The following is a 19773-nucleotide window of genomic DNA, read 5'->3' as shown; positions in this document are numbered from 1 at the left end:
CGGGGGAGCGGTGGAGCCGGCGACCTGAGCGCCTCCCCACGGTCGATCACGGTATCGCCGGTCCCTATCAGCCATCTTGGAGCGTGATCACACCAGGATACGCGCGAGCGATCAGCCCGCCGCGAACCAGTCGGGCCGCTGTCGGTCGTCGCGCTTAGCATCGACGGCATGACCACGATGATCGAACCCACCCGAGCCCTCCGTCGGTTCGAGGTCATCTCCGAGTACGAGCCCAGCGGTGACCAGCCGGCCGCCATCGCGGAACTCGCGGGGCGGATCAACGCGGGCGAGACGGACGTGGTCCTGCTCGGCGCCACGGGGACGGGCAAGTCGGCGACCACCGCGTGGCTCATCGAGCAGGTGCAACGGCCGACCCTGGTGCTCGCCCACAACAAGACGCTCGCCGCGCAGCTCGCCAACGAGTTCCGCGGTCTGCTCCCGAACAACGCGGTCGAGTACTTCGTCTCGTACTACGACTACTACCAGCCCGAGGCGTACGTCCCGCAGACCGACACCTTCATCGAGAAGGACTCGTCGATCAACGCCGAGGTCGAGCGGCTCCGGCACTCGACGACGAACTCCCTGCTGAGCCGCAGGGACACCGTGGTCGTCTCGACGGTGTCCTGCATCTACGGCCTCGGTACGCCGGAGCAGTACATGAACGCGTCCCTCGCGCTGCAGGTGGGACAGCAGATCTCGCGGGACACGCTCGTGCGCCGCTTCGTGGCGATGCAGTACCAGCGCAATGACGTCGACTTCGCCCGGGGCACGTTCCGCGTGCGTGGCGACACGATCGAGATCATCCCCGTGTACGAGGAACTCGCGATCCGCATCGAGATGTTCGGCGACGAGATCGAGGCCCTGACGGCGCTGCACCCGCTCACGGGCAACGTCGTGAAGGAGCTGCCCGCGGTGACCGTGTTCCCCGGCTCGCACTACGTCGCCGCCACCGACGTGATGCACCGCGCGATCGGCACCATCAAGGAGGAACTGGCAGAGCGCCTGGCCGAACTCGAGCAGCAGGGCAAGCTGCTCGAGGCCCAGCGGCTGCGCATGCGCACGACGTTCGACATCGAGATGATGGAGCAGATCGGGTTCTGCAGCGGCATCGAGAACTACTCGCGTCACATCGACGGCCGCGCCCCCGGCGAGGCGCCCCACTGCCTGATCGACTACTTCCCGGACGACTTCCTCGTCGTCATCGACGAGTCGCACGTCACCGTGCCGCAGATCGGCGCCATGTACGAAGGCGACGCGTCACGCAAGCGCACGCTCGTGGAGCACGGATTCCGGCTGCCGAGCGCGATGGACAACCGCCCGTTGACGTGGGAGGAGTTCCTCGACCGCGTCGGTCAGAAGGTCTACCTGTCGGCGACGCCCGGCCGCTACGAGCTGGGTGTGACCGACAGCGTGGTGGAGCAGATCATCCGGCCGACGGGGCTCGTCGACCCGCAGATCGTGATCAAACCGAGTGAGGGGCAGATCGACGACCTGCTCGAGGAGATCCGCATCCGTGTGGACCGGGACGAGCGCGTCCTCGTGACCACCCTGACCAAGCGCATGGCCGAGGAGCTCACGGACTTCCTCGGGAACGCGGGCGTGCGTGTCCGCTACCTGCACTCGGACGTCGACACGCTGAAGCGCGTCGAGCTGCTGACCGAACTGCGGCAGGGCGTGTACGACGTGCTCGTCGGCATCAACCTGCTGCGCGAGGGGCTCGACCTGCCCGAGGTGTCGCTCGTCGCGATCCTCGACGCCGACAAAGAGGGCTTCCTCCGGTCGTCCACCTCGCTCATCCAGACGATCGGTCGTGCCGCTCGCAACGTCAGCGGTGAGGTCCACATGTACGCCGACAAGATCACGGACTCGATGCGGCAGGCGCTCGACGAGACCGAGCGGCGTCGCGAGAAGCAGATCGCCTACAACACCGAGCGTGGGATCGACCCGCAGCCGCTCCGCAAGAAGATCGCGGACATCACCGAGGTCCTCGCGCGCGAGGGCGCCGACACCCGCGAGCTCCTGGAGCGCCGCGGGGCCGGCGACGCCCGTCGCTCGCCCACGCCGAACCTCCGCCGCGAAGGCCTCGCGGCCGAGGGTGCGAGCCAACTCGAGTCGACGATCGCGGACCTCAACGAGCAGATGCTGCAGGCGGCCGGCGAGCTGAAGTTCGAGCTGGCCGCGCGGCTCCGTGACGAGGTCCAGGACCTGAAGAAGGCCCTGCGACAGATGGAGGCCGCCGGACATGTCCGGTGATCCGGCGGTCCGGCGCACCGTCGTCGTGACGGGGGCGAGTGCTGGCCTCGGGTACTTCACGGCCGAGCAGCTCGCCGTGGCGGGGCACCGCGTCGTGCTCGCGTGCCGCGACCGGGAGCGCGCTGCGCGAGCCGAGCAGGCGATCCGTCGTGCGGCACCGGACGCATCGATCGCGCAGGTCCTCGTCGACCTGGCCGACCTCAGGAGCGTCACGGAGGCGGCCGACGCCATCGCCGGTCTCGGACCGGTCGACGCCCTCGTGAACAACGCGGGGGTCGTGGGGTCGCGCCGGGAACGTCGCACCGCCCAGGGGATCGAGCTGCAGATCGGGACGAACCACCTCGGGCACTTCGCCTTGACGGCGCAGGTGCTGCCGCTGCTCGAGCGGACGGCGGGTCGCGTGGTGCACGTCGGGAGCATCAGCCACCGCAGGGTCCGGCTCGACGGGCGGGACCCCTTCCGGGCGGATCCCTACGTGAACTACCTCCAGTACGCGCGGAGCAAGCTCGCCGTGATGCTGTTCGGGTTCGAGCTCGCCCAGCGTCTCGCGGACAGCGGCTCCTCCGTGCGGAGCGTCGTGGCGCACCCTGGTCTCGCGCTCGACTCGCTGTCGCCGTCGCGTCCGGGGGTCGTGCCGTCCGGACCCGGAGCACCGTGGCTCCGCGTCGGGGGCCGTCTGGTCGCGCAGGGCAAGGACGCCGGGGCCGTCCCGCTCGTGCACGCCGCGGTGGGCGATGACGTCCGATCCGGCGCGTACTGGGGCCCGGACGGATGGTTCCAGTTGCGCGGAGGGGCGACCGTCGTCCCCGCGGAACCCCATGCCCACGATCGCACCGCGGCGGCGCGCCTCTGGGAGGCCTCGGCGGCGGTCGTGGGTCGCGAGCCCGCCGCCACGTCGGTCTGACCCCGGACGTGTGCCGGGCCGGCCGCCGCTGTCCGCGAGGGGCGAACCCCGTGGGACGCGCGGGGCGGGCCGGATGTCAGACGGGCTTCGTAGAATCGAGGTGATGACCATCACCTCCGACCGCGGTACTCCTTCCTCCGATCTGGCGGCCTTCGGGCAACCCGGCGAGCCGCACGTCCCCGGCGCCAGCATCTCCGGGACCTCGACCTCGACGCTCAGCGTCCGGGGTGCGCGCGTGCACAACCTGCGGGACGTCGACCTCGAGATCCCGCGGGACTCCCTCGTCGTGTTCACGGGTCTGTCCGGCTCGGGCAAGTCCTCGCTCGCGTTCGACACGATCTTCGCCGAGGGGCAGCGTCGGTACGTCGAGTCGCTGTCGGCGTACGCGCGCCAGTTCCTCGGGCAGGTGGATCGTCCCGACGTGGATTTCATCGAGGGACTCAGCCCCGCCGTGTCGATCGACCAGAAGTCGACGAACCGCAACCCGCGCTCGACGGTCGGGACGATCACCGAGGTCTACGACTACATGCGGCTGCTGTGGGCGCGCATCGGCGTTCCGCACTGCCCGGTGTGCGGCGAGGTGATCAGCAAGCAGTCGGTGCAGCAGATCGCCGACCAGTTGATGACGCTCGAGACCGGTACGCGGTTCCAGGTGCTGGCACCCATCGTGTCGAAGAAGAAGGGCGAGTTCGTCGACCTCTTCCAGGAACTCGCGGCCTCCGGGTACGCGCGGGCCATCGTCGACGGCGAGCGCGTGCAACTGAGCACACCGCCCACGTTGAAGAAGCAGGTCAAGCACGACATCGCGGTCATCGTCGACCGCCTCGTCGCGTCGGACGACGTCCTCGGGCGCCTGACCGACTCGCTCGAGACCGCACTCCGGCTCACCGGCGGCACCGTCTCGATCGACCTCGTCGACCACGAGGGCCCCGGTGCGGTTCGGACCTACTCCGAGAACCTCTCGTGCCCGAACAACCACCCGCTCGCGCTCACCGAGATCGAGCCCCGGACGTTCTCGTTCAACGCGCCGTTCGGAGCATGCCCCGAGTGCTCAGGCCTCGGTACACGGATGTCGGTCGATCCGGACCTCGTGCTCGGCGACCCCGAGGCGAGCCTCGCCGACGGCGTCGTCCTGCCGTGGACGGGGACGGGCGGCCTCTACAGTTACTTCGAGAAGCTCATGCAGGGACTCGGCAAGGAGCTCGGGTTCCGGCTCGACACCCCGTGGAACCAGCTCGACCCGGCCGTCCAGGCAGCCATCCTGACGGGCAAGGACTTCGAGGTGTCGGTGTCCTGGCGCAACCGGTTCGGCCGTGAGATGCGCTACACCAGTGGTTTCGAGGGCGTGATGCCCTACATCGAGCGCAAGTACGGCGAGGCCGAGACCGACGCGCAGCGCCAGCGGTTCCAGGGGTACCTCCGCGAGGTCCCGTGTCCCGTCTGCGACGGCACGCGCCTCAAGCCCGAGGTGCTCGCCGTGACGGTCGCGGACCGGAGCATCGCCGACGTCTGCGACCTCAGCCTGGAGGACTCCCACGCCTTCATGGAGTCGCTCGCCCTCACCCCTCGGGAGGCCCACATCGCGGCCGCCGTGCTGCGCGAGATCCGCGCGCGCCTCGAGTTCCTGCTCGAGGTGGGGCTGTCGTACCTGACCCTGTCTCGTGGTGCAGGGTCGCTCTCCGGCGGGGAGGCCCAGCGGATCCGCTTGGCGACGCAGATCGGCTCGGGCCTGACCGGCGTGCTGTACGTGCTCGACGAGCCGAGCATCGGCCTGCACCAGCGGGACAACCGGCGTCTCATCGACACCCTGGTCAAGCTGCGCGACCTCGGGAACACGCTGATCGTCGTGGAGCACGACGAGGACACGATCCGGACGGCCGACTGGATCGTCGACGTCGGCCCGGGTGCGGGCGTGAACGGCGGTCGGATCGTGCACTCGGGGCCGTACCAGGAGCTGCTCGACAACCGCGGTTCGACGACCGGGGACTACCTCGCGGGGCGTCGTGCCATCGAGCTCCCTGCAGAGCGTCGTCGCGTCGACCGGAAGCGCGTCATCACCGTCCAGGGGGCACGGGCGAACAACCTGAAGGACGTCGAGGTGCAGTTCCCCCTCGGGGTGTTCACGGCCGTCACCGGGGTCAGTGGTTCCGGCAAGTCGACGCTCGTCAACGACATCCTCTACAAGGTGCTCGCCAACCAGCTCAACGGTGCTCGACACATCCCGGGCAAGCACACCCGCGTGAAGGGCCTCGACCAGCTCGACAAGGTCGTGCATGTCGACCAGGCGCCCATCGGCCGGACCCCGCGGTCGAACCCCGCGACGTACACCGGTGTGTTCGACCGGATCCGGAACCTGTTCGCCGAGACGCAAGAGGCCAAGACCCGCGGCTACGGGCCCGGTCGCTTCAGCTTCAACGTCAAGGGCGGGCGCTGCGAGAACTGCGCGGGCGACGGCACGATCAAGATCGAGATGAACTTCCTGCCGGACGTCTACGTGACGTGCGAGGTCTGTGGCGGTGCGCGCTACAACCGCGAGACCCTGCAGGTCCACTACAAGGGCAAGAACATCTCCGAGGTGCTCGAGATGCCGATCAGCGAGGCGGCCGAGTTCTTCGAGCCGATCTCGGCGATCCACCGCTACATGAAGACCCTCGTCGACGTCGGACTCGGTTACGTGCGTCTCGGTCAGAGTGCCACGACGCTCTCCGGTGGTGAGGCCCAGCGCGTCAAGCTCGCGACCGAACTGCAGCGTCGCTCGAACGGGCGGACCGTGTACGTGCTCGACGAGCCGACGACCGGACTCCACTTCGAGGACGTCCGCAAGCTCCTGCTCGTGCTGCAGGGGCTCGTCGACAAGGGCAACACGGTCATCACGATCGAGCACAACCTCGACGTCATCAAGTCGGCGGACTGGATCGTCGACATGGGCCCCGAGGGCGGGTCGGGTGGTGGCACGGTGCTCGCCACGGGGACGCCGGAACACGTCGCGGACGTGCCGGAGAGTCACACGGGCGTGTTCCTCCGCGAGATCTTCGATGCCCAGGACGCCCGAGTGGGCGCGCAGCGTGCGGTCGACCGTCGGTCGGCGGACCACGTGGCCGGACGCAGTCGGGTCGCGGCGGAGGTCCGGTAGGTGGCGGACACCGTCCCGTGGCGACCGAGAGCGAGCGAGATCCCGACCGACCCGGGCGTGTACCGGTGGCGTGACGCCGACGGGCGCGTGTTGTACGTCGGCAAGGCGAAGAACCTCCGTGCTCGCCTCAGCAACTACTTCGCACCGCTGCCGACCCTGCACGAGCGGACCCGGCGGATGGTCCTCACGGCGGCGAGCGTCGAGTGGACCGTGGTGGGGAGCGAGATCGAGGCCCTCCAGCTCGAGTACACGTGGATCAAGGAGTTCGATCCGCCCTTCAACGTCAAGTTCCGGGACGACAAGTCGTACCCGTACATGGCGATCACCCTCGGGGACGAAGCCCCTCGGGTCATGGTCACGCGGAACCGGAAGATCCGGGGCGCCAAGTACTTCGGGCCGTACCCGAAGATCTGGGCGGTGCACGACACGATCGACCTGATGATCAAGGTGTTCCCGATCCGCACCTGTTCGGACTCGAGCTACAAGCGCGCGATGCAGACCGGGCGGCCCTGTTTCCCGGGGCAGATCGGCAAGTGCGGCGGTCCGTGCTCCGGTCGGGTGTCGATCGAGGAGCACCGGGCGATCGTCGAGGAGTTCGTCCGCTTCATGGGCAGCTACGACCGGCGGGTCATCAGCGAACGTCGTGCACGGATGGCAGCCGCCGCCGACGCCATGCACTACGAGGAAGCGGCCCGCTACCGCGACCAGGTCGAGGCGCTCGAGGCGGTGCTCGAGAAGAGCGCGGTCGTGCTCCGCGACTCGGTCGACCTCGACCTGTTCGGTGTCGCCGAGGACGAACTCGCGGCCGCGGTCCAGCAGTTCACGGTGCGGGGTGGCCGGATCCGAGGCGTGCGGGGCTGGGTGGTCGACAAGGAGCTCGACATCAGCACCGGCGAGCTCGTCGAGCAGATCGTGCAGAGCGTGTACGCGGGAGCCGAGGAGCCGCCGCGCGAGGTCGTCGTCCCGGCGCTGCCCGAGGACGCCGACGCCCTCGAGACCTGGCTGTCCGAACAGCGTGGTGGCCGCGCGGTACGACTCAGCACAGCCCAGCGTGGGGACCGTGCCGGCCTGGCGAAGACCGCGACGGTCAATGCTGCCCAGGCCCTGATGCTGTACAAGACCAAGCGGTCGGCCGACTACACGACCCGCTCCGCCGCGCTCGCCGACATCCAGGACGCCCTCGGGATGACCGAGGCGCCGCTGCGGATGGAGTGCTACGACATCTCCCACCTGCAGGGCACGAACATCGTCGCGTCGATGGTCGTCTTCGAGGACGGCCTGCCACGGAAGGACCAGTACCGGCGCTACACGATCGCCGAGTCCCGTGACGACACGGACAGCATGTACCAGGTGCTGTCACGACGCCTCGCGCGGCTCGACGAGGACGCCGACCTCCCGACCGTGGCGGACCCGACCAGCGACGAGGTCGTCGAGCAGGGCACACGCACCAAGCGGTTCGCGTACCGACCGCAGCTGCTCATCGTCGACGGCGGTCAGCCGCAGGTCGAGGCCGCTGCCCGGGCGATGGCCGACGCCGGCGTCACGGACATCGCGCTGTGCGGGATCGCCAAGCGCCTGGAGGAGATCTGGTTACCGGGCGATGACTTCCCGGTGATCCTGCCGCGGAACTCCGAGGCGTTGTTCCTGATCCAGCGGATCCGTGACGAGGCGCACCGGTTCGCGATCACCCACCAGCGGACACGGCGCAAGCGCGATGTCCGGAGCCGGCTCGCCGAGATCCCCGGCCTCGGTCCGACGCGCGTCAACGGTCTCCTCAAGCATTTCGGGTCCGTGGCTCGGCTGCGCGATGCGACACCGGAGGAGATCGCCGAGGTCCCCGGCATCGGTCCGGCGACGGCCGCTGCCATCCGGAGACAGCTCGACGCGTCGGCACCGACGTCAGCGCCCGAACCCGGGTCAGCGCCCGAAGCGCCCGAACCCGGATCAGCGCCCGAAGCGCCCGAACCCGGGTCAGCGCCCGAAGCGCCGGATCTGCCCGCGCTCCATTCGGTGAGCCGCTAGCCTGGGCGGACCAGTCCGATGACGACCACACCGCACGGTGACCACGGAGCGCGCTCACGAATGACCGACCTCAGTAGTCCCTCGCACGACGTGCTCATCGTGACCGGCATGTCCGGCGCGGGGCGGTCCACCGTCGGGAAGGCGCTGGAGGACCTCGGCTGGTACGTCGTCGACAACCTGCCGACGCAGATGCTCGGTCCGTTGACCGACCTGGCCGAGCGGGCGGGGGAGTCGCTGCCGAAGATCGCGACCGTCGTGGACGTCCGCGGTGGGAGGTTCTTCACCGACCCCGAGGGGGCCGTCCGACGACTCCGGGACAGCACCACCGCACGGGTCCGGGTGCTCTTCCTCGAGGCGACCGACGCCGTCCTCGTCCGGCGGTTCGAGCAGGTGCGGCGGCCCCACCCCTTGCAGGGCGAGGACACGCTCCTCGACGGCATCGGTCGAGAGCGGTCGCGTCTGCTCGGACTCCGTGAAGCCTCGGACGTCGTCATCGACACGTCGGACCTCAACATCCACCAGCTCGCCGCCCGGGTCGCGGAGCAGTTCGCCGAGGACCGGTTCGTGGGCGTTCAGGTGACCCTGATGAGCTTCGGGTTCAAGTACGGACTGCCCGCCGATGCGGACATGGTGGCGGACGTCCGCTTCCTCCCGAACCCCTACTGGGTGCCGGAACTCCGCGAGCACACGGGCCTCGACGCCGACGTCGCGGACTACGTCCTGGCCCAGGACGGAGCACGTCCGTTCATCGACCGCTACGCGGCGGCGGTCGAGCCGGTGCTGGCCGGGTACCAGCGAGAGAACAAGAGACACGCTACGATCGCCATTGGCTGCACGGGCGGCAAGCACCGGTCCGTCGCCATCGTCGCCGAGCTGGCGAGTCTCATCCGCGGGATGCCGAACGTGGCCGTGCGCGTCAAGAACCGCGACCTCGGTAGGGAGTGACCGACCCTCCCTTCCCGCGTGCCCCCGAACGTAAGGAATGATGCATTGCCGTTGACTGCCGAGGTCAAGGACGAACTGGCCCGTGTGGCCGTGAACCGCAACACGGTCCGCGCCGCGGAACTCGCGACGGTGCTGCGGTTCGCGGGGGGCCTGCACGTCATCTCGGGCAGGATCGCGGTCGAGGTCGAACTCGACACCCGGATCATCGTGCACCGCGTGCGGAAGGACCTCGCTGAGTTGTACGGCGTGCGCAGCGAGGCGAGCGTCGGCTCGTCCGCATCCGCGCGGCGCGGGACCCGCTACCTGGTCCGCGTGCTCGAGGCGGGCGAGACCCTGGCGCGCCAGACCGGTCTCATGGACGCCCGTCGTCGCCCGGTTCGGGGCCTCCCGAACCGACTGACGACCGGCAACCGTGACGACCTCGCCGCCATCTGGCGTGGCGCCTTCCTCGCCACCGGCACGCTGACCGACCCGGGGCGCGCTGCCGCGCTCGAGGTCACCTGCCCCGGGAACGAGGCTGCGATGGCGCTCGTCGGAGCGGCGTCCCGCCTCGGTGTCGCGGCGAAGGGCCGGGAGGTCCGGGGCGTCCACCGCGTCGTGATCCGTGACGGTGAGGCGATCGGCCAGATGCTCACCGTCATGGGCGCAGCGCGGTGCAGCGCGGAGTGGGAGGAGCTCCGTCAGCGTCGCGAGGTCCGCGCGACCGCGAACCGGCTCGTGAACTTCGACGACGCGAACCTCCGTCGCTCGGCGCAGGCGGCGGTCGCCGCGTGCGCCCGGGTGGAGCGAGCGCTCGAGATCCTGGGCGACGACGTCCCGGACCACCTGAAGTACGCAGGGGCACTGCGGCTCACCCACCGCGATGCGAGCCTCGACGAGCTCGGGCAGCACGCTGACCCTCCCATGACGAAGGACGCCATCGCCGGACGCATCCGGCGCCTGCTCGCGATGGCCGACAAGAAGGCGCTCGACCTGGGTGTCCCGGGCACCGAGGCGAACCTGCCGGACGACCTCGACGAGGCCTGAGCGCTCGGCCACGGACCCGCGGAAGCGTCTCCCGCGCCCGTCCGTGACGTCGCTCGACCTCGTGCGTCGACCGGTCTGTGCCGACTGCTACTGTCGTCCCGACGACGTCTCGGGCGTATCGTCAGCCTCAGGCGCAGGCCCCGACCTGCACTCCGAACACCAGCGTCGAAAGCACGCTCGACAGACACAGGAGTTCCATTGACCGTCAAGATCGGCATCAACGGCTTCGGCCGGATCGGCCGCAACTTCTTCCGGGCCGCCCTGGCCAAGGGCAGCGAGCTCGAGGTCGTCGCGGTGAACGACCTCACCGACAACAAGGCGCTCGCTCAGCTCCTGAAGTACGACTCGATCACGGGCAAGCTCCCGGCTGAGGTCGGGCTCGAGGGCGACAGCATCGTCGTCGACGGCAAGCCGATCAAGGTCCTGGCCGAGCGCGACCCCGCCAAGCTGCCGTGGGGCGAGCTCGGTGTCGACATCGTCATCGAGTCGACCGGGTTCTTCACGAAGGCCGAGGACGCGCGGAAGCACATCGAGGCGGGCGCCAAGAAGGTCATCATCTCGGCGCCGGCCACGGGCGACGACGTCACGATCGTGCTCGGTGTGAACGAGGGCACCTACGACCCGGCGTCGCACCACATCATCTCGAACGCGTCCTGCACGACGAACAGCCTCGCGCCGCTCGCCAAGGTGTTCAACGACGCGTTCGGCATCGAGCGCGGTCTCATGACGACGGTGCACGCCTACACCGCGGACCAGAACCTCCAGGACGGCCCGCACAAGGACCTCCGCCGCGCCCGCGCCGCCGCGCTCAACATCGTGCCGACCTCGACCGGCGCCGCCAAGGCCATCGGTCTCGTGCTCCCGGAGCTCGCGGGCAAGCTGGACGGATTCGCGCTCCGCGTGCCGGTGCCGACCGGGTCGATCACCGACCTCACGCTCGAGACCTCCTCCGACGTGACGATCGACGACATCAACGCGGCGTACAAGGCCGCCGCGGAGGGGCCGCTCAAGGGCATCCTCGAGTACAGCGACGAGCCGCTCGTGTCGAGCGACATCACGACGAACCCGCACTCGTCGATCTACGACTCGGGCCTGACGAAGGTCATGGGCAACCTGGTCAAGATCACCTCGTGGTACGACAACGAGTGGGGCTACTCCAACCGCCTCGTCGACCTGACGGAGTACGTCGGGGAGCGCCTGTAACCCATGGCACTCCGTACCCTCGAGGACCTCGGCGACCTGGCGGGCAAGCGCGTCGTCGTCCGGTGTGACCTGAACGTCCCGCTGGCCGACGGCACCATCACGGACGACGGCCGCGTGCGCGCGTCGCTCGGCACCCTGAATCGACTCATCGGAGTCGGCGCACGGGTCATCGTGATCTCGCACCTCGGGCGGCCCGACGGCGAACGCAAGGCAGAGTTCAGCCTCGCACCCGTCGCGCAGCGGCTCTCCGAACTGCTCGGCAAGCCGGTCGCCTTCTGCGACGAGACCGTCGGTGACGCCGCCACCGCAGCCGCCGAGGCCCTCGAGGACGGCGACGTCCTGGTACTGGAGAACCTCCGGTTCAACAGCGAGGAGACCGCGAAGGACGTCGGCGTGCGCGGCGACTTCGCGGACCGCATCGCCGCCATGGGCGAGGCGTTCGTCTCCGACGGATTCGGCGTCGTGCACCGCAAGCAGGCGAGCGTCTACGAGTTGGCGGGAGCGTTGCCGAGCGCGGCCGGGCTCCTGATCGAACAGGAGCTCGGTGTCCTCGAGCGCCTGACCACCGAACCCGAGCGCCCCTATACCGTGGTGCTCGGCGGCTCGAAGGTCAGCGACAAGCTCGGCGTGATCGCGCACCTGCTCCCGCGGGTGGACACCCTGTGCATCGGGGGCGGCATGCTGTTCACGTTCCTCGCGGCGCAGGGCCACGGTGTCGGGTCGTCGCTCCTCGAACGCGACCAGCTCGACACCGTGCGGGGCTACCTCGACGAGGCAGCGCAGCGCGGCGTCACCATCGACCTGCCCACCGACGTCGTGGTGGCGTCCGGATTCGCGGCCGACGCCGAGCACGAGGTCGTCGCGGCGGACGCGATCGAGTCCGCCCGCTTCGGCGCGGACGGCATCGGTCTCGACATCGGGCCGGAGACCGCGGCGCGGTTCGCCGACGCGGTCCGCGGCTCGCGGACGGTGTTCTGGAACGGCCCGATGGGCGTGTTCGAGTTCCCGGCGTTCGCCGCTGGGACCAAGACGGTCGCCCAGGCGCTCACCGAGGTCCAGGGCCTCGGGGTCGTCGGTGGCGGCGACTCCGCGGCCGCGGTCCGCTCACTCGGCTTCGACGACGACCAGTTCGGTCACATCTCGACCGGTGGCGGGGCGAGCCTCGAGTTCCTCGAGGGGAAGAGCCTGCCCGGCCTCGAAGCCCTCGGGTGGAGCGCATGACCCGCTCGCCGCTCATCGCGGGCAACTGGAAGATGAACCTGGACCACCTCCAGGCCATCGCCACGGTGCAGAAGCTCGCCTGGACGCTCAAGGACGCCCGACACGACCACGACGACGTCGAGGTCGCGGTGTTCCCGCCGTTCACGGACCTGCGGAGCGTGCAGACGCTCGTCTCCGCGGACAAGTTGCGCATCCGCTTCGGTGGACAGGACCTCTCACGGCACTCGTCCGGCGCGCACACGGGCGAGGTCAGCGGGGCGTTCCTCGCCGCCCTCGACGCGACGTACGTGATCGTCGGGCATTCGGAGCGGCGGACCGAACACGGGGAGACCGACGAGATCGTCGCGGAGAAGACGGCCGCGGCGCTCCGGCACGGCCTGGTTCCGGTCGTGTGCGTGGGTGAGACCGCCGAGGACCGGGAGTCCCACGGTGCCGGCAAGGTACCGGTCGAGCAGCTCGAGGTGGTGCTCCGCGCCGTGCCCGCCGCCGAGATCGTCGTGGCGTACGAGCCCGTGTGGGCCATCGGGTCCGGTCAGGCCGCGACGCCCGAGCAGGCGCAGGACGACTGCGCCGCGCTCCGTCGTGCGATCGCGACCGCATGGGGCGACGACATCGCGGCGAGCACTCGGGTGCTCTACGGCGGTTCCGTGAAGTCCGGCAACATCGCGGGGTTCATGCGGGAGCCCGACATCGACGGCGCCCTCGTCGGTGGCGCGAGCCTCGACGTCGCCGAGTTCGCGGCCATCTGCCGCTTCCGGCAGCACGTCGGCCTCTGACCACCGTCGGTGCGGGCCGCACGTCTCGGGCCGCACGTCTCGCCTCGGGCCGCACGTCTCGCCTCGGCCCGCACCTGGGTGCCGGACGCGTTCCTCCGCACACCGTGGCAGCCGGGCCGGCACCGCCCGGGAGGCTCGACTCCGGCCGGTACCGTGCCTCACGTTCCCGGTCCGGCGCGCTGTTCGGCGTGGCCGTGCCGTTATACTCGTACAGCTGACTGACACGAAAGGGTCCGCGTGGTCATCCTCCAGGTCGTCCTCCAGGTGCTGCTCGCCATCACGAGCCTCCTGCTGACGCTGCTCATCCTCCTGCACCGCGGTCGCGGCGGCGGTCTCTCCGACATGTTCGGCGGTGGCGTGACGAGCAATCTCGGAGCGTCCGGCGTCGCAGAGCGGAACCTCAACAGGATCACGGTGATCCTCGGGCTGGTGTGGATCGTCTGCATCATCGTGCTCGGTCTCATCAGCAAGTTCACGGCGGGGAGCTGAATACATGGCATCCGGAGGCAGTGCAATCCGAGGGTCACGCGTCGGCGCGGGCCCGATGGGGGAGCAGGACCGCGGCATCCAGGCGGACCGAGTGGCGATCTCGTACTGGGACGCGCTCGGCAACGAGACTGTGCGGTACTTCGCCGCGGGTCTGCCGGACGAGGAGATCCCCGAGGTCATCGACTCACCGTCGTCGGGTCTCCCGGCCGGGCGTGACAAGGACAACCCGCCCCTCGTGACCAAGACCGAGCCGTACAAGACGCACCTCGCGTACGTCAAGGAGCGTCGTACCGAAGAGGAAGCCGCGCAGCTCCTGGAGGAAGCGCTCCAGCAGCTCCGAGCTCGTCGCGGGACGCTCAAGTCGGAGTAGCCCGCGCCGTCGCCTGTCGACGACGCCCCGGCTCCCATCGCGGGAGGCCGGGGCTTCGTCGTCCCGGCCGTCGCCGGGTCCGTCTCGCTCATGGGCGACCATCCGGCGGCCTCGGGCGGAGCGCTTGGTGCTCGGGGAACGAGGACGGCCCCGGTGCTCCTCGAGGGAGCACCGGGGCCGTCGGACGACGCTGTGCGGACGTCAGTACGTCGACGCGATGAGGTTCTCCGGCACGTCGCGCGCGGCGTCCTGATCGATGAAGAACACGGTCCGCTTCCGACCCTGCACACCGCCGACCGGGACGTCTTCGACCGACGCGCCGGCCAGGGCGAGCCCCAGAACCGAAGCCTTCTCGGCGCCGGACAGGACCACCCAGACGCGCTGCGAAGCGTTGATCACCGGGTAGGTGAGGGTGAGCCGCTGCGGCGGCGGCTTGGGGGAGTCGTCCACGGGAACGACGCTGCGGTCGGTGATGGCCAGCTGCGGGAACTCCGGGAACAGCGACGCCGTGTGGCCGTCGGGCCCGACACCGAGGAGGGTGATGTCGAAGCTCGGCGCCATCGCGTCGGACGATGCCGAACCGGCCAGCTCCTCGGCGTACTTGGCCGCGGCCTCGTCGATCGTCAGGCCCTCATCGCTCGACGGCATCCGGTGGATGTTGTCGTCCGGGATGGACACGTGGGCGAAGAAGTCCGACTCCGTGCCGGTGTCGTTCCGGTCGGCGTCGCCCTTCGGGACCCACCGCTCGTCGACCCACCAGACGTGGACCTTCGACCAGTCGACGCTCTCGCGGGCGGGAGACTGCCCGATCGCTGCGAGGACCAGCGTCGACACCGAACCACCCGAGATGGCGATGGACGCCTGCCCCTGGTCGTCGATGACGTCGATGATCTTCGTGATGAAGCGAGCGGCGACCGACGCGCCGAGGGCCTGCTTGTCCGGGTGTACCAGCACCCGTCGTTCGTTGGTCACGTGACTCCGTTTCGATTGCGACTGACGCGGTCGATCAGCCGGCGACGGTGTCGCCGAGCTGGCGGACTCCGTGCTTGACGACGTCTCCGAAGAGCACGTCGGGGTCGAGTCTACGGAGTTCCTCCGCGAGACAGTCCCGGAGACTCCGGCGCGGCAGCGACAGGTCGTGGACCGGCTGTCCCGGCTGCGACAGCGTCGCGACGTCGACGAGTGACCGCTCGAGGACGATGTCCCCCGACTCGCGCGTCAACGTCACGCCGTGGATCCCGCTCGAACCCGTCGCCCGCGGCGAGGTCACCTGGGTGACGGGGACCTGGAGCTGCAGCTGCAGCCATCCGGCGAGCAGGTGGGTGGAGGGTGAATCGCTGGCGCCTGAGACCTCCACAGCGGTCACCGGCTCGTAGGGTGGCTGGTCGAGCACGGCAGCCAGCTGGTTCCGCCAGAGGGTCAACCGTGTCCACGCGAAGTCGGTGTCACCGGGCGTGTACGAGGCTCCGAGCGCCTCGATCGCGACCCGCGGGTCCGGCTGGTTGGCGGCGTCGGTGATCCGGCGCTGGGCGATCCGGCCGAGTGCGGAGTCCGCCGGGGTCTCCGGAGCGCGCTCCGGCCACCAGGCGACGACCGGCGCGTCGGGCAGCAGGAGCCCCGTGACGAGGCCTTCCTCGTCCGACGCGGTCTCGCCGTAGGCCCGGAGGACGATGACCTCGCTCGCACCGGCGTCGCTCCCGACTCGGATCTGCGCGTCGAGGCGCCCCGGGGACTTCCGGTCGCCCTCGTTCCGGGACACGATCACCACTCGCATCGGGTGCTCGCGAGAGGCCTCGTTGGCCGCCTCGATCGCTTCTTCCTCGTGACCGAGCGAGGTCGCGACGATGAGCGTGAGCACCCGTCCGAGTGCGACCGCGCCGCCCTCCTCACGGATGCGGATGAGGGACTTCTGGATCTTCGAGACCGTGGTGTTCGGCAGATCGATCTTCATGGACGCCTCCAACTCCGGCCGTCGCGGGCGAGCAGGGCATCGGCGGACGCCGGACCCCACGTGCCGGGACGGTACTGCTCGGGCTGACCCTGGGTCGCCCAGAACTCCTCGATCGGGTCGAGGATCTTCCAGGAGAGCTCGACCTCCTGGTGACGGGGGAACAGCGGCGGGTCGCCGAGGAGCACGTCGAGGATGAGCCGCTCGTACGCCTCGGGGCTCGCCTCGGTGAACGCGTGCCCGTAGCCGAAGTCCATGGTCACGTCGCGCACGTGCGTGCCGACGCCCGGGACCTTCGAACCGAACCGCAGCGTCACACCCTCGTCGGGCTGCACACGGATGACCAGTGCGTTCTGGCCGAGGGGCGAGCGCTCACCGATGCCGAAGATCTCCTCCGGTACCCGCTTGAACACGATCGCGATCTCGGTCACGCGTCGGCCGAGGCGCTTGCCGGCCCGCAGGTAGAACGGGACTCCGGCCCACCGGCGCGTCGCGATGCCGAGCTTGATCGCCGCGAAGGTCTCAGTGGTGGAATCCGGGTTCATCCCGGCCTCCTCGAGGAACCCGAGCACCTTCTCGCCACCCTGCCACCCGCCGGCGTACTGGCCGCGCGAGGTCGCCGTCGCGAGGTCGGCCGGCAGCCGCACCGCGGACAGGACCTTCTCCTTCTCGGCGCGGAGATCCCCCGCCTTGAACGAGACCGGCTCCTCCATCGCCGTGAGCGCGAGGAGCTGCAGCAGGTGGTTCTGGATGACGTCGCGCGCCGCACCGATGCCGTCGTAGTACGCAGCCCGACCCGCCACGCCGATGTCCTCGGCCATGGTGATCTGGACGTGGTCCACGTAGTTCGCGTTCCACAGCGGCTCGTACATCTGGTTGGCGAAGCGGAGCGTCAGGATGTTCTGGACGGTCTCCTTGCCGAGGTAGTGGTCGATCCGGAAGACGTCGTCCGGCGCGAACACGGTCTCGACGATCGCGTTGAGTTCCCGCGCCGTCGTGAGGTCCGAGCCGAACGGCTTCTCGATGACCACCCGGCTCCAGGCCTCGTCGGGCTTCTCGGTGAGGCCGGAGCGCTTGAGCTGCTCGGTGACCACCGGGAACGCCTTGGGCGGGATCGACAGGTAGAACGCGTGGTTGCCCATGGTCCCGCGCTCGGCGTCGAGTTCGTCGACGGTCTCCTTGAGCTGTCGGAACGCCTCCGGGTCGTCGAACGACCCCTGGACGAACCGGATGCCCTGCGCGAGCTGGTGCCAGACGGCCTCGTCGAACGGCGTCCGCGAGTAGTCCCGCACGGCGTCGTGGACGACCTGCGAGAAGTCCTGGTCCTCCCAGTCACGCCGGGCGAACCCGACCAACGCGAAGCCGGGCGGGAGCAGCCCGCGGTTCGCGAGGTCGTAGACCGCGGGCATCAGCTTCTTGCGGGAGAGGTCCCCCGTGACTCCGAAGATGATGAGGGCGCTGGGGCCCGCGATCCGGTTCAGGCGTCGGTCGGACGGCAGTCGGAGCGGATTGTGCTCCGGAGTGATGGCCACCGGTGACATGTGTCGGTGAGCTCCTTCGATGTTCTGGGGACGCAGGGCCGCGGCGATGATGGGTGCCGTGACCTCGACGTCGAAGACGGTCAGCGTCAGGACCGGGCGACCCTGTGCCGCGAGCACGCTCGCGTCACGGGATGCCTGGGCCTGGACGAGCTGACCGAAGGTGGACGGACGGTCCGGGATCGCGACGCCCAGTTCCACGAAGTCCGGGGCTTCCGGCTCCGGGTGCCGTCCGGGACGATCTCGGTCGCGTCCCGGAGGGGATCGGTGCCCGCGAGCACGGCACTCGAGTACTGCCCGCCCACCTCGTACTGCCCGCCCACCTCGGGGTCGGCGGTGGAGACGCGGTCGACAGCCCCTCGTGGGGTCCGCTCGAGCCACGATCCGTGCTCGAGCGCCGTGCCGACGGCGGATCGCCCCGGTGCGGGATCGGTGGCGTCGAGGACGACGAGCTCGGTGTCGTTCGCCCGCGCGATGACCTCGGACGCGAGCGACGAACCGCTCATGCCCTCGAGGACGACGTGGTCGACGCCCTCGTCCTGCAGTTCCGACCTCAGTGCCGCGACCTGCTCCACGAGCGGGCGCGACGCCGAGACCGCCTCGACCCAGCCGCGGCGCCGTGACGCCTCGGACTCGGCCTCCGGGCCCCACAGCGGTCCGACCTCGACCGTGATGCCCGAGGCCACCTGATCGGTGACGACTCGGGACACCACGGTCTCGATCGCAGGCGCTGCGTCGCCCGAAGCGGCGATGGAAACCGTCACTTCGCCCCTTCGAGGGCGGTCTTCACGGTGTCGACGAGCTCGCCCCAGGAGACGTCGAACTTGTCCACGCCCTCCTTCTCGAGGAGCGCCACGACGTCGTCGTAGTCGATGCCGATCGCCGCGAGCTGGTCCATCACCTGGTTGGCCGCGTCGTAGGAGCCCGTGATGGTGTCACCGCGGACCTCAGCGTGGTCGAACGTGGCCTCGAGGGTCTTGCCCGGCATCGTGTTGACGGTCTGGGGTGCGACGAGCTCGACGACGTAGAGCGTGTCGGGGAGCGACGGGTCCTTGACACCGGTCGAGGCCCAGAGCGGACGCTGCGGGTTCGCGCCGGCCTCGAGCAGGCCCTTGGCGCGCTCGGAAGCGAACGCCTGCTCGAACACCTGGTACGCGAGCTGCGCGTTGGCGATGCCGGCCTTGCTCTTGAGCGCCTTCGCCTCGTCCGAGCCGATCGCGTCGAGGCGCTTGTCGATCTCGGTGTCGACGCGCGACACGAAGAAGGACGCCACCGAGTGGATCTTCGAGAGGTCGTGGCCGGCGGCCTTCGCCTTCTCGAGCCCCCCGAGGTAGGCGTCGATGACGGCGCGGTAGCGCTCGAGGCTGAAGATGAGGGTCACGTTGACGCTGATACCGGCACCGATGACCTCGGTGATGGCCTCGAGGCCCTCGATCGTCGCCGGGATCTTGATGAGGACGTTCTCCTTGCCGACCTTCTCGTGCAGGAACTTCGCCTCCTTGATGGTCTCGGCCGCGTCGTGCGCGTAACCGGGCTCGACCTCGATGGACACGCGGCCGTCGAAGCCGTTCGACGACTCGTAGATCGACCGGAACTTGTCGCTGGCGTCGGCGACGTCGCGCGTCGTGATCTCGAAGATCGCGTCGACGACCGAGGTGCCCGCCGCGGCGAGCTCCTTGACCTGGTCGTCGTACCGCTCGCCCTTGGCGAGGGCCGACGCGAAGATCGTCGGGTTCGTCGTCACACCGACGACGTTCCGGTCGGCGATGAGCTTGTCGAGTCGTCCGGTCTGGAGCAGCTCGCGCGACAGGTCGTCGAGCCAGATGCTCACGCCCGCAGCGGAGAGCGCGGCGGTGGGGGTGGTGTCAGTCATTTCTCGCTTCATCTCTTTCGTCATCGACCCGTTCCCTGGCGAGCTGCCCGGGCGGGTCCGGTCTGGTGGTGT

Annotated in this window: 16 protein-coding genes; 11 read left to right on the top strand and 5 right to left on the bottom strand. The window is 69.5% G+C overall.

Going from position 1 to position 19773, the window contains the following annotated elements:
• Positions 1–168: 168 nt before the first annotated feature.
• The 11 genes from uvrB to DEI86_RS03170 all read left to right on the top strand — a co-directional run bounded on the left by uvrB (position 169) and on the right by DEI86_RS03170 (position 14342).
• Positions 169–2253 (top strand): excinuclease ABC subunit UvrB, encoded by a 2085-nt coding sequence (uvrB, locus tag DEI86_RS03220; RefSeq protein WP_181434794.1) that lies wholly within the window; start codon positions 169–171, stop codon positions 2251–2253.
• Positions 2243–3157 (top strand): SDR family NAD(P)-dependent oxidoreductase, encoded by a 915-nt coding sequence (locus tag DEI86_RS03215; RefSeq protein WP_111048812.1) that lies wholly within the window; start codon positions 2243–2245, stop codon positions 3155–3157. The genes uvrB and DEI86_RS03215 overlap by 11 nt, the downstream gene beginning before the upstream one ends.
• A gap of 103 nt (positions 3158–3260) precedes the next feature.
• On the top strand, positions 3261–6290 hold the full coding sequence (gene uvrA / locus DEI86_RS03210) for an excinuclease ABC subunit UvrA (RefSeq protein WP_258376450.1): 3030 nt from the start codon (positions 3261–3263) through the stop codon (positions 6288–6290).
• Complete coding sequence (uvrC, locus tag DEI86_RS03205) at positions 6291–8312, top strand: excinuclease ABC subunit UvrC (protein WP_111048811.1); 2022 nt, start codon at positions 6291–6293, stop codon at positions 8310–8312.
• 60 nt (positions 8313–8372) lie between these two features.
• The gene (gene rapZ / locus DEI86_RS03200) at positions 8373–9257 is read left to right on the top strand and encodes an RNase adapter RapZ (RefSeq protein WP_111048810.1); all 885 of its coding nucleotides are present in this window, start codon (positions 8373–8375) and stop codon (positions 9255–9257) included.
• A 45-nt stretch (positions 9258–9302) separates the two neighbouring features.
• Entirely contained in the window at positions 9303–10283 is a 981-nt protein-coding gene (gene whiA / locus DEI86_RS03195; protein WP_111013276.1) for a DNA-binding protein WhiA, read from the top strand.
• 198 nt (positions 10284–10481) lie between these two features.
• On the top strand, positions 10482–11486 hold the full coding sequence (gene gap, locus DEI86_RS03190) for a type I glyceraldehyde-3-phosphate dehydrogenase (protein ID WP_111009120.1): 1005 nt from the start codon (positions 10482–10484) through the stop codon (positions 11484–11486).
• A gap of 3 nt (positions 11487–11489) precedes the next feature.
• Positions 11490–12707: a phosphoglycerate kinase gene (locus DEI86_RS03185; RefSeq protein ID WP_111048809.1), complete on the top strand. Its 1218-nt coding sequence runs from the start codon at positions 11490–11492 to the stop codon at positions 12705–12707.
• Complete coding sequence (gene tpiA / locus DEI86_RS03180) at positions 12704–13483, top strand: triose-phosphate isomerase (protein WP_111009348.1); 780 nt, start codon at positions 12704–12706, stop codon at positions 13481–13483. The genes DEI86_RS03185 and tpiA overlap by 4 nt, the downstream gene beginning before the upstream one ends.
• 237 nt (positions 13484–13720) lie before the next feature.
• A complete protein-coding gene (gene secG / locus DEI86_RS03175; RefSeq protein ID WP_111009118.1) occupies positions 13721–13972 on the top strand; it encodes a preprotein translocase subunit SecG in 252 nt (83 codons plus the stop codon).
• 4 nt (positions 13973–13976) lie between these two features.
• Complete coding sequence (locus tag DEI86_RS03170; RefSeq protein WP_111009117.1) at positions 13977–14342, top strand: RNA polymerase-binding protein RbpA; 366 nt, start codon at positions 13977–13979, stop codon at positions 14340–14342.
• A gap of 201 nt (positions 14343–14543) precedes the next feature.
• Here DEI86_RS03170 and pgl read toward each other — a convergent pair whose 3' ends face one another.
• The 5 genes from pgl to tal all read right to left on the bottom strand — a co-directional run bounded on the left by pgl (position 14544) and on the right by tal (position 19701).
• Positions 14544–15314, bottom strand: coding sequence for a 6-phosphogluconolactonase (gene pgl, locus DEI86_RS03165; RefSeq protein ID WP_111013278.1), 771 nt, complete (start codon positions 15312–15314; stop codon positions 14544–14546).
• 34 nt (positions 15315–15348) lie between these two features.
• The gene (locus DEI86_RS03160; RefSeq protein ID WP_111009115.1) at positions 15349–16293 is read right to left on the bottom strand and encodes a glucose-6-phosphate dehydrogenase assembly protein OpcA; all 945 of its coding nucleotides are present in this window, start codon (positions 16291–16293) and stop codon (positions 15349–15351) included.
• Complete coding sequence (gene zwf, locus DEI86_RS03155; protein WP_111013393.1) at positions 16290–17831, bottom strand: glucose-6-phosphate dehydrogenase; 1542 nt, start codon at positions 17829–17831, stop codon at positions 16290–16292. Before zwf ends, DEI86_RS03160 begins: the two co-directional genes overlap by 4 nt.
• A gap of 86 nt (positions 17832–17917) precedes the next feature.
• A complete protein-coding gene (locus DEI86_RS16285) occupies positions 17918–18592 on the bottom strand; it encodes a hypothetical protein (RefSeq protein ID WP_146244856.1) in 675 nt (224 codons plus the stop codon).
• Entirely contained in the window at positions 18589–19701 is a 1113-nt protein-coding gene (gene tal / locus DEI86_RS03145; protein WP_111048807.1) for a transaldolase, read from the bottom strand. The genes DEI86_RS16285 and tal overlap by 4 nt, the downstream gene beginning before the upstream one ends.
• Between the last annotated feature and the right edge of the window lie 72 nt (positions 19702–19773).

The sequence above is a fragment of the Curtobacterium sp. MCBD17_028 genome (assembly GCF_003234875.1).
Lineage (GTDB): Bacteria > Actinomycetota > Actinomycetes > Actinomycetales > Microbacteriaceae > Curtobacterium.
This window is presented reverse-complemented; position numbering and strand designations above follow the sequence as displayed.